This window comes from Rhodoferax sp. (genome assembly GCF_018063565.1).
Taxonomy (GTDB): Bacteria; Pseudomonadota; Gammaproteobacteria; order Burkholderiales; family Burkholderiaceae_C; genus Rhodoferax.
This window is the reverse complement of the sequence record NZ_JAGPBB010000001.1, coordinates 54,595-67,454: the sequence shown is the minus strand read 5'-3', so window position 1 is coordinate 67,454 and position 12,860 is coordinate 54,595. Positions and strand designations below refer to the sequence as shown.

At 61.0% G+C, this 12,860-nt stretch carries 8 protein-coding genes; 3 read left to right on the top strand and 5 right to left on the bottom strand.

Features of this window, described 5'->3' with window-relative positions:
• Positions 1-7: 7 nt before the first annotated feature.
• Genes KBF66_RS00285 through KBF66_RS00270 form a run of 4 tightly spaced genes read right to left on the bottom strand, consistent with a single transcriptional unit; the run spans position 8 to position 7,060 of the window.
• Positions 8-961, bottom strand: coding sequence for a chemotaxis protein (locus KBF66_RS00285; RefSeq protein WP_296650101.1), 954 nt, complete (start codon positions 959-961; stop codon positions 8-10).
• Positions 962-1,014: 53 nt separating this feature from the next.
• On the bottom strand, positions 1,015-2,196 hold the full coding sequence (locus tag KBF66_RS00280) for an MltA domain-containing protein (RefSeq protein WP_296650096.1): 1,182 nt from the start codon (positions 2,194-2,196) through the stop codon (positions 1,015-1,017).
• Positions 2,193-3,026, bottom strand: coding sequence for a carbon-nitrogen hydrolase family protein (locus KBF66_RS00275; RefSeq protein WP_296650092.1), 834 nt, complete (start codon positions 3,024-3,026; stop codon positions 2,193-2,195). Before KBF66_RS00275 ends, KBF66_RS00280 begins: the two co-directional genes overlap by 4 nt.
• The gene (locus KBF66_RS00270; RefSeq protein WP_296650089.1) at positions 3,023-7,060 is read right to left on the bottom strand and encodes a YhdP family protein; all 4,038 of its coding nucleotides are present in this window, start codon (positions 7,058-7,060) and stop codon (positions 3,023-3,025) included. Before KBF66_RS00270 ends, KBF66_RS00275 begins: the two co-directional genes overlap by 4 nt.
• Positions 7,061-7,112: 52 nt before the next feature.
• Here KBF66_RS00270 and glnE point away from each other — a divergent pair, with 52 nt between their 5' ends.
• Together glnE and KBF66_RS00260 are read left to right on the top strand one after the other, a co-directional pair.
• Positions 7,113-9,824, top strand: coding sequence for a bifunctional [glutamate--ammonia ligase]-adenylyl-L-tyrosine phosphorylase/[glutamate--ammonia-ligase] adenylyltransferase (gene glnE, locus KBF66_RS00265; protein ID WP_296650083.1), 2,712 nt, complete (start codon positions 7,113-7,115; stop codon positions 9,822-9,824).
• Between the two features lie 7 nt (positions 9,825-9,831).
• Positions 9,832-10,296 carry a cytochrome c gene (locus KBF66_RS00260; protein WP_296650078.1) on the top strand — a complete coding sequence of 155 codons (465 nt, stop codon included), beginning with the start codon at positions 9,832-9,834 and terminating at the stop codon, positions 10,294-10,296.
• 14 nt (positions 10,297-10,310) lie between these two features.
• Here the strand turns inward: KBF66_RS00260 and KBF66_RS00255 are convergent, their stop codons facing one another.
• Entirely contained in the window at positions 10,311-12,047 is a 1,737-nt protein-coding gene (locus KBF66_RS00255; RefSeq protein WP_296650073.1) for a diguanylate cyclase, read from the bottom strand.
• Positions 12,048-12,245: 198 nt separating this feature from the next.
• Between KBF66_RS00255 and KBF66_RS00250 the strand changes: the two genes are divergently transcribed.
• Positions 12,246-12,821 carry a cytochrome b gene (locus KBF66_RS00250; RefSeq protein WP_296650068.1) on the top strand — a complete coding sequence of 192 codons (576 nt, stop codon included), beginning with the start codon at positions 12,246-12,248 and terminating at the stop codon, positions 12,819-12,821.
• The last annotated feature ends 39 nt before the right edge of the window (positions 12,822-12,860 follow it).

The following is a 12,860-nucleotide window of genomic DNA, read 5'->3' as shown; positions in this document are numbered from 1 at the left end:
GAACCGCTCAATAGCGCGACAGCACCCTCTTCAGGGTCAGCGCCAGCTCTTCTGCGACAAACTTGGCAACATAAGCATCGGCACCGACTTTACGCACATGTTCCTCGTTGGTGGTACCGGTCAGGGATGAGTGAATCACCACCGGGATACCACTCAAACGCGCGTCCTGCTTGATGTTGCGCGTCAGCGTGAAACCGTCCATCTCTGGCATTTCCAGATCGGTCAGCACCAGCGCCACCTTGTCGCGGATCGTCTTGCCCTGTGACTCGGCCTCAGCCGCCATCGCCCGCAAGCGGTCCCACGCTTCCTGGCCACTCTTGGTCATGATGTACGGCACTTCCATTGACTTGAGGCCCTGCTCGATCATCATCCGCGCCACCGCCGAATCATCAGCGGCCAGCACGACCGTACCCGGCGGCAGGCGCAGCTTGCTTTCGGTCTCGACCTCCATCTGGTGCTGCTCAGGGAAAACGTCGCGCAGGATCTGTTCGACGTCGAGCACTTGGGCCAGGCGGGTGTTCTCGGCAGCCCCATCAAGCCGCGCGATGCTGGTGACCAATCCGCCCCCACGTCCCTCGGCGGAAAGCACGTGTTTCCATTCCAGGCGAACGATTTCGTTGACTTCCTCAACCGCAAACGCCTGCGTGGTGCGGGCAAACTCGGTCACCAGCAGGATGCCCAGCCCCTTGGTGGGGTTGGTACCCACAATCTGAGGCAGGTTGATCACCGAAATCATTTGCCCACGAATGTTGGCCACCCCCATCACCGCAGGGGGCGAATTCACCATCGCGGTAATCTCCGGCATGACCAGGATCTCGCGTACCTTGAATACGTTGATGCCAAACATCTCGCGGCGATCGGTTCCGGGCGCCTCGCCCAAACGAAACAGCAACAACTCAAACATGCTGTTGCCAGCCAGATTGGTCCGCTCGTCTATGTCGCGCATGGTCGAATTTTTCATGGCACTTTCTCGCTATTTGACAAACATCTTTTTCGCCAAGGTGAATGGTAACTTCATCCGGCACCCTTGGGCCAAAGAACCCACAGTTGCAACGATTGTTTCAAGCGCCCGGCCAGCTCGCCAGCTTGCGCACCCCAGCCGACGAAGTAGTCCGCCCGTATTGGCCCGAGGATGGCACTGCCCGTGTCCTGTGCCACCACCAGGCGCTGTAGACGGAGGGTGCCTTGCGAAGACAGCCAGACCGGGGTGCCATAGGGAATGCTCTGGGGATCCACCGCAATCGATCGCCCTGGCGTCAGCGGCACACCTTGCGCGCCGCGCGGACCAAAGGCGGCATCAAAGTCATTGAGCGGCTCCTCCCTGAAAAACACCACCCTCGGGTTTTGCCACAGCAGTTCACTCTGCCGTTGCGGGTTCTGGTACAGCCAGGCACGAATGCCCGGCCAAGAGGCGTCACGCACCTCACCCTGGTCCAGCAACCAGCGGCCGATACTCTGATAGGTGTGCCCGTTGTGCCCGGCGTAGGCCAGTCGCACCAGTTGCTGACGACCATCTGCCTCGGTGACCCGAATCCGGCCAGAACCCTGAATCTGTAGTACCAGGGCCTGCACCGGATCCGCCAGGTAGACAATTTCCCGCCCACGCAGGGCGGCTTGCACCTCTGGCAAGGTGTCCATGTCGCGCCGTGAGTACCAGGCAGCACCGGGTTTGAGGCCACCGGGCGGCTGGTACAGCGGCACCGGGAAACTGGCATCCGGCGTGCGGCGTGCCTCAAACTCTGGCTCAAAATAGGCGGTTAGCAAGCCATCCGTGCGGGCATCGTGCAGACCTTCAACACGGTAGGGTTGCAGGCGATCCACCAGCCAGGCACGTTGAAGCGCTTCGTCGGCGATGCTCAGACGGCGGATTTCGGGGCACAAAGGGGCAAAAATCGGCCCCGGCCGCTCACAGCTTTTCAGCATGGCGTTCCAGGCCTCATACAAGGCGTCTTCCTCGAATCCCGGCAGTTCAGTCCAGGCGGCTGCGACCCATTGGCTTTTGGTCCGTAGCAAAGTCTGCATCCCGACCGTGGGAGTGATCGTCAACGCAGGGGACTCGGGTACCGGGCGACTGACCGGCACCGCCGGGATTGACTGCTCCGGGGAGTGTTCAGGCACAACGGTGCACGACGCCAACGCGAAAAGAAGCAGCGCAACGCCCTGGCCCGCCAGCCAGCGACCGATTCTCAGCTTCATAAAATGCGGTGCTGCAGTGCCGGCAAGCGGCTGCGACAGACGGTCAGCTGGGTCAGGTCCAGTTCATCGATCACCACACCAGGCTCCTGGCTGAGCTGTCGCAGGACCTTGCCCCAAGGATCCACCAGCATCGCATGACCCCAGGTCCGGCGTTGATTGCCGTGCAGCCCGCCTTGTGCCGCAGCCGCCACAAACGCCAGGTTTTCAATCGCCCGTGCACGCAGCAACACCTCCCAATGGTCCTGGCCGGTGGTATGGGTAAAGGCGCTGGGCACCAGCATCAGCTGTGCACCCATGGCGGCATAGCGGCGGTACAACTCCGGAAAACGCAAGTCATAACAGACACTCAATCCGATGCGCCAGGTGTTGCCATCACGAGAGGGCAGTTCAAAACAAATGGGCGTCGTGCCCGCCGTCAAAACCTCCGATTCGTCATATCGCTCGCGGCCATTGTCAAACCGAAACAGGTGAATCTTGTCGTAGCGCGCCACACGCTCGCCCTGAGGCGTGTACACCAGTGCGCTGTTGTAGACACGCGCTGCCGGGTCGCCGGGCGCGGTATGCCCGGCCATCAGCGGTATCGTCCCTCCGGCCAGCCAAAGACCGAGCCGTCTGGCGGTGTCCGACAAAAACTGTTGCAAACGCCCTTGACCGGGAACCTCCTGGATCGCCAGCTTGTCGCCGTCAGCCTGGCCGATCAGGCAAAAATACTCGGGCAGTACAGCCAGCTCGGCACCTGCGGCGGCGGCTTGCTCAAGCAGTTCAGCCGCTTGCTGCAAGTTGGCAGACACATCCGCACCCGATACCATCTGGATCACGGCGACTTTCATGGGGAGCTCTCCTTCTTGTGAACGGGGATATGCAGGACCTTGCGCACCTGCGGGTCCGACCAGGAACCATCCACATGAAACTCCTGTGTGGCTGACTCAATCAGGGGTCGCTGCAAAAACAACTGGGCCAAAAAAGAACCCAGGCCGACTGCCGGGTTGATGACAGTGGCGATCAGCGTGGCGGTTCCGGCATTGAGCTCCGGCACCACCACCACCTTAAGATCCTGGGTTTCCCTGGCAATGTCAGCGCTACCCTCCATCAGGACGGCGGCATTCACGCCTTTCATCTGCAGGTTGTTGGTGTACGCGAGTCCGTTGGCGACGGTCACGTCCCCACGCAAGAAATCAAACCTGAAACCCTGACTGAAGACATCCCGAAAGTCCAGCGTCAAACGTCGTGGCAGGGCTTGCAGACTCAACACGCCCAACAGCTTGGCAATGCCAGGCTCGGCCTGCAAAAACTGACCGGCCTGGACATTCACCGAAAAACCGCCCTGCAAGCTCGGGTAGTCGATCTTCAGTGGAGAACCCATCCAGGCGATTTGCCCCTCCAGCACACCACTGGCCTGGCGCACCACGTCCTTCATGCCAAGACGCCCGAGCAGACTGCCACCATCTGCAATATCAAGCTTGAAGTTCATGACCATGCGGCGCTGCGGGGTGATGCCGACACGCGGCGGTTTCTCAGGCTCCTGGGTTGCAAGCTTGACCCAGTCACCACTGGCCAGCAGATTGGCCTCGGGAAGTGTAAGCTGGAGTTTTTTGAGCCGCCATTGGGGCGTGACCGCACCTGGAAGCGTGTGGTGAAGGGCCTCCACCTCCAGCCGTCCGAGTCGCTTACCGCGCAATTCGAAATCGTCCACGATCACATCCAGCGCCGGCACGCTGGTGGCCTGGGCGTCCAGCAGGGCCTCAACCTCGCTGGCAATGCTGGGGGCCAGCGTCAAGTGTGCCAGACGCGCGTAGACCCGCCCGTCCATGCCATGGGCAGTGCTCGGCTGGCGGTATTCCAGGTAACCATTGAGCTCAGCCGCGGCCACATTGACTTGCCACAATGGACCGTCACGTCCGGCACCAAGCACCACCTGGTTGTATTGGCGTGCGCCATAGGTCAGCTGGTTCGCCTGTAGTGCCAGTTGGTTCGGCAGCAAGGACAGGCCCAGGCTGCTGGCCAGGGGCACACTGGCACCGGCGGCAGGTATGGCATCCAGCTGATCGAGCACATCGGCCCAGGCATCAACATCCAGCTGCGGCACCTGCAAGTTGGCATTGATGCCTTGCAGCGGCAACACCACCGAACCCGCCGCACTGGCGCCGATTTCGGCGGCACCGCGCAGAATGACCGGCTGCACCGCGGAAATGTCGCGCTCCAGCGTCACCTGCACCAGCTTGCCCAGCGTCAACGTCAACCGATCCTGCAACCTGTCCCGGGCCGGGCCGCTCAAAGGACCTGGCACCAGGGCGGTCTGATAGAGCAGGGGCAGCTGACTTTGCGCCTCCTTGTTCAAGGGCGGTGGCAGTCGCGCTGCCATCCCCTGCAAATTGCTGGTCACCAGCAGCTCAAGCACGTTGCGGCGCAAACCCAACACCGCACTATAGGACGCGCTACCGCTCAGTCGACTCGCCAATCTGGCCACAAAACCCAGTTCCACCGCCTGCTGCAAGCCCTCGGCAGATGCCGTTCCGCTGGCCCGAATCACCGCCGGATTGACGCGGTCGGGGTTGACAAACTGCAGGCCGCCGTCCAGACGGACATCGCCGCCGAACATTCGCGCCTGAATGCCGGCCAGCGAGAACCCGGTATGACTGAAGTTCACACTGCCTCGTGCCCGGCTGATTCTGGGTGACTCGGGGTTGATCTGCACGTCGTTTCCCGCCAGCACCACACTGCCCTGAACCGTGGACTGCTGCATGTCGGCGATTGGCAGCGACAAACGGAAACTGTAGTCCGCCTGCCCGTTGGCACTGGCGCGCTTGAGCACCTGCCCAGTCAGGTCGGCCAACGGGCTTTGATTGACGAGACCAAGCGCCACGGGAAGTGGTGCCTTGAGCTGTGCATCGACCTTGACCTCGGCGTTGAGCAAGTCAGCTATCAACGCGTTGGCCTGGGTCACCTGAACCGTCTGGCCCTCACCGAGCCAGCCCTTGGCACGGTTGACACTGAGCTGGGTGCGATCGATCACCAATTCGCCACTGAGGGTATGCACCACCGGCCATGGCAAGTCATTGGCCGGCTGAAGCTGAGGCGGCACGTAAGCCAGTCGGGCATCTTTCACATCAGCGCTGATCCGGAACGTCCCTTGCCTGGGGTCGGCAGCGGGCATATCGTAAATGTCGCCTTTCACGACAAACCGTACCTTGCTGGCACTGCCGCCTTGCACCGCGTCGCGTACATAGCGGCGTGCCCGGGGATCGATCACCAATGGCAAATAACGATGCACCTGGCGCCCGTCGGCCCGACTCAGTGTTGCCTGCAGATCCAGTATGCCCGGAAAACGAGCGCCGGACGGCGACTTTTTGGGGTCGCTGGTCTGCCACTTGATGCTGGCCTGCCCCTGCGTATCGGCGTTGGCAAACTTGACATCATTCAACTGCACCGCCATGCTGTCCCCGGTCACCTGCCAGCGCGCATGGGCACTGAGCTCATCGACACGGATCAGGCCTTGCTCAAAATACGTTGGAACATCGACGCTGCCTGACTGCATCGCCAGGCGTGCGGCCCCGCCTTTTTCATTCAGCTCGAAATCCAGGTCCAACCCTTGAACGCCTGGTGAATCACCGACCGCCGCCAGTGTCAGCCCGGTCACCTGGCCTTTGGCGGCAAACTGACTGGGCTCTGCATCCCTGGCGACCCAGCTGGCGGTGAATGCGCGAACTTGCCCCTGCGGTGCCCGTTGTGCCAGCTGTGCACGCAGCGGTGCCGTCAGCGGCAGGCTGTCGGCAATGCGGGTCAGGGTCGCCAGATCCAGCCGATCGGCTTCGATCTGGGTGCGCGCGGGCGCTCGCCCGTCGCCACGCCGATGCTGCACGCGTGAACGGTCACCGGTCCATTGCAAACCATCCTGCGTTGTAAACGCCAGCGACTCTGTGGCCAATTCGAAGCCATCAGCCAGGGTTTGCCCTTGAATCCGTCCAGTGAGTTGCTGCAGCGCAAGCGCCGGCAGGTCCGGACGCAAAGTCACAGCGAGTTCTGCCATGGCGAGATCGACGGTTGCGCTGCTGATTTGTCCCCGCTTGACATCCAGCCAGGTGCGCATGGCACCTCGACCCCGACTCAAGTCAAAGTCCAGGGGAAGGTAGCGCTGCAACTGCGACAAGTCAATCTGCGCGAAATCGGCAAAGGCTCGTCCCTCCCAGTTCTGCCACTGGCCATTGCGGCGCGTGAGCAGCGGCTGCATCAAACGTGCCTGCACCTCAAAACGCGCTCCCCAATCGGCGGGTGGTGTGGCGTCGAAACGAAAGTCATGGTGCCGGCCCAGGTTGCGTGAAACCAGATCCACCCGGGTCAAGGACAGTGGTGGCAACGCCCTTTGCTCATCGACCCAGTGCAAGGTACCGCCGCGAATGACGAATTCAGCTTGTGAAAAAAACCAGTCCAGTACACCGGTGTCCGGACCGCCCGCACCAGAAACGTTCAATCCGGCAACCGACAGTCGCCCGTCACGGTCGCGCCGGATGTCCAGTGCGGGTTGGTCGATGTAGATCTGCTCAAATCCCCTTCGCCACAAGGAGCGCGGCGACACCGTCACCAGCACCCGTGCCAGGCTCAGCGCCACCCGCCCCTGGGGGTCGATCAGCGCCACGTTGCTCAGCACAAACGACGGCATCAGCCCGTTGGAGTGCGCGGTAACGGCACCCAGTCGCACCGGTACCCCTAAGGCCAGCGTGGCGCGTGCCTCCAGTTGCGGGCGAAAGTCCCCGATTCGCGGCACAATCAGCCAGTGAAGCGCGCCCCAGATCACCGCAAAAAACAGCCAGCCCAGCAATACCCCCCACAATAACCAGCGGGTCAGAGTGGACCAGGTTTTCAGCAATTTGGACGAGATGGGCGACACACCGTTATAGAAGAATTGGTAGAGCAGAATTATGACCCGCCCCTGTCTGGCACCTCACTCCCGCTTTGCACAGCGAGTTCGCCGCCGTTTTGACGCCGAGCTGTCCTTGCTGCCTGTGGGTATACCCACACCGGCAGATTTGCAGGCGCTGTTCCAAACGCTCAGAAACAGGGGGCAGGACTGCGCCAGCGCATTGCGCATCGCCCGTGCCCTGGTGCTGGAGCGCCTGCTGTGCCTCGATTGTGACGAACAGGTTTCAATGATCGAGATCACGGCCGTGATGACCGATCTGGCGGAGTTTGTCCTCAATCAGGCACTTGACGAAGTTCTGGCGAACCTGGACAGGACGCACGGCATACCCATGTCGGGGCTGGGCCAGCGTGCCCAGTTGTGGGTGATTGGCATGGGCAAACTCGGTGCCAGGGAGCTCAATGTATCGAGTGATATTGACCTGATTTATGTCTACGATGAAGACGGCGAGACCACCGGCGATGCCCAGGGGCGTGGGCGACTCAGCAACCAGGAGTATTTTGCCAAGGCGGTGCGCGCCATCTACACCCTGGTGGGCGACACCACCGAGTATGGCTTTGTGTTCAGGGTGGACCTGGCCCTGCGCCCCAATGGCAACTCCGGTCCGGTGGCGGTGTCGCTGGACGCGCTTGAGGAGTACCTGCATGTCCAGGGGCGGGAGTGGGAGCGCTTTGCCTGGCTGAAAAGCCGGGTGATCGCCCCGCACGCCAGTGTCACCGACGGCAGCGCCCGCGCCTTGCGCAAAGTTGTGATGCCCTTTGTCTTCCGGCGCTACCTTGACTACAGCGTTTTTGACTCACTGCGCCTGCTGCACCGCCAGATACGTGACCACGCCGCCAAACGCAGTGCCGGTCGGCCCGAGCGCGCCAACGACGTGAAACTCTCGCGCGGTGGCATCCGTGAGATCGAGTTCATCGTGCAGTTGCTGCAGGTGGTCCGGGGGGGCCAGTTTCCGGAGTTGCGTACCCGCGCCACACTCAACGCGCTGCCACGCCTGGTCAAAGCCGGGCTGATGCAGGCCGACACCGCTGCGGCATTGGCCCGGGCCTACGTGTTTCTGCGCCGGGTTGAGCACCGGATCCAGTACCTCGATGACCAGCAAACCCATGTATTGCCGACCCAGGACGAAGATCTGAGCTGGATCGCTGCCACGCTGAAGCTGGATTCCGTGGCCGATTTGCTTAACCAGCTGGATGCGCATCGGGAACTGGTGGCGCAGGAATTTGACAAATTGCTTGGCGGCGCCGAACCCGAATGCAAAGGCTGCCAGGGCGGCAAAGCAGCACCCGTCGTGACCATCATCGACGATCTTTTGCCACAACTTGGTGAGCTGTATCGCCAGCGGCTGCAGTCCTGGCGCGAGCATCCGCGCGTCTTGGCGCTGCGTGATGAAGCACGCGCCCGACTGATGCGATTGCTGACGCGCACCGCGCAATGGGTGCGCGAAGATCGGGTGACCGAGGCCGCCGCAGTCGGTCTGGTCGACTGGATGGAGCCACTGCTGCGCCGCGAGAGTTATCTGGCGCTGTTACTGGAGCGACCCAATGTGCATGAACGGCTGCTGCGCCTGCTTGGTGCCGCGCGTTGGCCGGCGCGCTATCTGCTGCTGCATCCGGGCGTCATTGATGAGTTGGCGGCGTCCAACATGCTGCACGAACGATTTGATGCCAGTGCCTTTGTGAATGAACTGGAACACCGGCGCAGCGCCCTGCAAAACGCCAGCGAAGACGATGACGAGGCGTTGCTGAACCTGTTGCGCCGAGCCCACCATGCCGAAGTGTTTCGCACGCTGGCGCGAGACATCGAAGGCGCATTGACGGTTGAGCAGGTGGCCGACGACCTCAGTGCGCTGGCGGACGCGGTGCTGGGCATCACCACCCGCTGGTGCTGGCAGCGACTGAAGAAGGCGCACCGTGAGCAGCCGCGGTTTTCCATCATCGCCTACGGCAAACTGGGTGGCAAGGAACTCGGATACGGTAGCGACCTCGATCTGGTGTTTGTCTTTGACGACGACGATGATCGTGCACCCGAGATATACGCCAACCTGGTGCGCAAACTGATCAACTGGCTGACCGTCAAGACTGGTGAAGGTGACTTGTACGAGATCGACACGGCGTTACGCCCAAACGGCAATGCCGGGCTGCTCATCACCAGCTTCGACGCCTATGCCAACTACCAGCAGCAGCGTGGCTCCAACGCTGCCTGGACCTGGGAACACCAGGCCATGACACGCGCGCGCTGCGTTCTGGGTGACGCAGACCTGCGCGGCCGCTTTGACGCTGTTCGTACTGCCGTGATCACTGCAGAGCGGCAAGGCGACGCATTACGCAACGAAATCAGTGCCATGCGGGATCGGGTCGGACAGTCGCACCCGGACCGCCCCGGCGTATTTGACATCAAGTACAGCCACGGCGGCATGATGGATGCCGAGTTTGTCATGCAGTTTTTGGTGCTGTCGCAGTCGCGCTGTTTTCCGGAATTGCTGGCCAATGCAGGCAACATCGCCCTGCTGGAACGGGCTGAAGCGCTTGGACTGCTACCGCCGGGGGTGGGGCATGCGGCGGCCAGTGCCTACCGTGCGATGCGGCAGGTGCAACACCATGCGCGACTTGACGAAGCACCCTCCCAGGTCAGGCTTGACGAACTGAGCAGCGAACGTGCGGCGGTACTCAAGCTCTGGAACAGCGTCTTCACCCCGCACCTCAACACTTGATCTCAACATGCTGCCAACCTTTAAATTTGCTTTTACGCTGGTCTCGGTCGCCCTGCTGCTGGGTGCCTGCTCCGAGAAAGTCAAAGACACTCACCCGCAACAACTGGTCAGCAAGCGCCAGGCCCTCTTCAAACAAATGACCAAAACCCTGGAGCCGATGGGTCTGGTGGCACGCGAGCGTCAGGACTATGTGAAATCAGAATTCCAGGCCAATGCCGTGGCACTTGAAGAGTTGTCGCGCCAGCCCTGGGTACTCTTTGCGGCGGACGGCAATTACCCACCAACACGCGCCAAGGCATCGGTCTGGCAGTCGCCGGCCGAGTTCAAGTCGGCCCAGGACGACTACCTGGCAACCGTGAATCAGCTGGTCAAAGTATCCGCAAGCGCGGATTTACCTGCCATCCGCAACGCCGTTGACGCCGTGGAAAAGAGCTGCAAAAGCTGTCACACCACCTTCCGCAACGAACGTTGACCGCCTGCACAGCCTCATCGGGTGGTCACACTTTGAAATAGCGTCACCCGGTTACGCCCGGCCTGCTTGGCCAGATACATGGCTTGGTCGGCATGACCGGCCAGTGTGATGTCGTCCGTCCCGTGCTCGGGATAAATGGCAACACCAATCGAACATGAGATGTGCAACGCCTTGCCGTCAATGTCGAATGCCCTTGCCAGCGCTTCGCGGATCTTTTCCGCCACCGTCAACGCCGTCTGGCCTGGGTCGTCGCTCACGCTGCGCAGCAGCAGCACAAACTCGTCACCCCCAATACGGGCCACGGTGTCGGACTCGCGCACACAGGCCAGCATGCGTTGTGCCACCACCTTGAGCAACTCATCACCAACGGCATGGCCGTAGTCGTCGTTCACCGGTTTGAAATGGTCCAGATCCAGAAACAGCAGTGCCAGATGCGTCTGGTCGCGACGCGCTGCCGCCAGCGCCTGATGCAAGCGGTCGGAAAACAAGGCGCGGTTGGCCAGACCGGTCAAGCTGTCGTGTTGGGCCATGTGCTGCAGCCTGGCTTGGCTTTGTTGCAGCTCGGCGGTGCGCTCGGCCACGCGCGCTTCAAGCTCGCTACGCGATGTCCAAACGCGTCGCGCCATGTCGGAAAACAATTGCATTAGATGCCCGATCTCGTCCTGCCCGCCGCTGGGCAGGTCTTGGGGAGAAAAGTTGTCGCTCTTCACCTGCTCGATGGCTCGCGCCAGCCGGTGAATGGGCTTCAGGACGACACGCCCCAACAGCACATTGAAGGCAATCAGAGTGGCGAGCAGCGACAGCGCAAACACCAGCAGCATGCCCACAAAATGCTGCATCGGCAGCAAGGTGTTGACATCCAGCAGCGTGACCTCGTACCAGTCAATCTCGGGCAGATAAGCCAGTCCGACCAAAAATGGTCGACCATGCATCTGCACGGCGCGATTGACCGTCTTGGTCGGTTGCTGCTCGATCTCTTTCATCGCCGCCAGCACGGCCTGACGGTCCTGATCACTTTCAAACAGCATGTCCAGCGTCTTGTGGTTACCGGCCGCCTTGGTGATGCTGGCAAAGTCGATGAGCTTCTCATCCCGATACACCTGGATAGCGCCCACATGATCCACAAACAGGCTGGTGATGCCGGGTTGGCTGTTTTCAACCACTTCGCGGATAAAACTGGTCAGGTCCAGCCCGGTGCCCGCCACACCCAGAATGTCATTGCCATCACGGATCAGCACATCAATCCACAGTTTGGTCACCCCCAAAGGCAGATCGGGGTTGACATTGATGTGCATGTCGCGGTTTTGCGTGATGATGTCGTAAAACCAACGGTCAGCCGCCTTGTTGGCGTCCAGCGTATAGCGCAATGGGGCGTCGATGTACTCGTTCTTGGCGTTGTTGTGGTAGTAGCGGCCGCTCGGGTGCAGCCCGACAAAATAGCTCTGATCGGCAAAGTTGGCCCGAAAAGACTCCAACTCAACCAAGGCACGGCGGGTCAAATCGACATCATCGGGCTGGCGTGCCCAGGCCCTGATCAACGGTGAATTGGCAAGCTGACGCGACAGCGCGATTTCGCGCAGGATCGGCTGCATCATGCGCAACTTGTCGTAAAGCACCTGCTTTTCTGCGTAACGCATGGCCCACTGCGACACGATACCGACCGCCTGCTCGCGTGCCACCCACCAGGCCAACACGCCGGTGGCAATGGTCAGCAAAGCACTCAGCAACAAGATTCGTGTTCTCAGTTTCAAGTTCCACCTCTCTCTCTGGCATCCCGCATGGTTGCGGGGTTCTGCACGATTGTCCTTGATGCCTTGACCATCTTTTTGCATTGAAAAACTTTGAATCTTGCCGTCAATTCACTTGATTCTGTTTGTACCTGCCACTTTCTAAACTTGCGCCATTCACATCAGGCCTGGTCCTGATTCACTGCCAACCGGAGCGCCGTTTTGTCTGCATCGCTGATCACCCCACACACCCCGCTGCTGCGCTACAGCGCACCGGCCATTGCTTTGCACTGGCTGCTCGCCGGGGGCATCATCGGCCTGTTTGCGCTGGGCATTTATATGCACGAGTTGCCTTTTTCCCCGTGGCGATTGAAGCTCTACAACTGGCACAAGTGGGCGGGCATGGCGGTTCTGCTGTTGTCGGCGGTCAGGCTGTTCTGGCGCTTGACGCACCGCCCGCCGGCGCTGCCCGCCACCATGATCGGTGCCATGCCGGTGTGGCAAGCGCAGGCCTACCACGCCACCCACCACCTGATGTACCTGCTGTTTTTTGCGGTACCTTTGCTTGGCTGGACCTACAGCTCGGCGGCCGGGTTCCCGATTGTCTGGTTGGGCCTGCTGCCCCTGCCAGATTTGCTGTCAGCTGACAAGGCTTTGGCCGAACTGATCAGGCCCTGGCACCAATGGACTGCATTCGCATTGATGGGTCTGGTGGCACTGCATGTCGCCGCCGCGCTGAAACATCACTGGGTTGACCGAGACGGCCTGATGCAGCGGATATTGCCGGTGCGTCCTTAAAAACAGCCCTTTCATTTCTTCAACCTATCCCGACTCCGC

Bases quoted from the DNA above. Each gene is read 5' to 3' on its own strand.
- KBF66_RS00285 (WP_296650101.1), bottom strand. From the start codon at position 961: ATGAAAAATTCGACCATGCGCGACATAGACGAGCGGACCAATCTGGCT.
- glnE (WP_296650083.1), top strand. From the start codon at position 7,113: ATGACCCGCCCCTGTCTGGCACCTCACTCCCGCTTTGCACAGCGAGTT.
- KBF66_RS00275 (WP_296650092.1), bottom strand. From the start codon at position 3,026: ATGAAAGTCGCCGTGATCCAGATGGTATCGGGTGCGGATGTGTCTGCC.
- KBF66_RS00260 (WP_296650078.1), top strand. From the start codon at position 9,832: ATGCTGCCAACCTTTAAATTTGCTTTTACGCTGGTCTCGGTCGCCCTG.
- KBF66_RS00280 (WP_296650096.1), bottom strand. From the start codon at position 2,196: ATGAAGCTGAGAATCGGTCGCTGGCTGGCGGGCCAGGGCGTTGCGCTG.